General features: G+C 31.4%; 1 protein-coding gene. It reads left to right on the forward strand.

All coding sequences use genetic code 11. The features are described from left to right. A partial coding sequence (locus ACJDU8_RS25940; RefSeq protein WP_406795052.1) for a cation diffusion facilitator family transporter occupies positions 1–226 on the forward strand: 226 nt, incomplete at both ends.

Raw genomic sequence — 226 nt, forward strand, 5'->3', positions numbered from 1 at the left:
TTCTGTGAGTGTTATTTCAGAATCAATACATTCTTTTATTGATCTACTTGCAAGCATAATAGCCTTCTTTTCTATTAGGGCAGCTGAAAAACCTGAAGATGAAAAGCACCCATTTGGGCATGGAAAATATGAAAATATTTCGGGATTCGTAGAGGCAATATTGATTTTTTTTGCAGCAATTTTTATTATTTATGAATCTACTAAAAAACTATTAGGTGGTGTAGAA

This window comes from Candidatus Clostridium eludens (assembly GCF_045310515.1).
In the GTDB taxonomy this organism is placed as follows: Bacteria; Bacillota; Clostridia; order Clostridiales; family Clostridiaceae; genus Clostridium_B; species Clostridium_B eludens.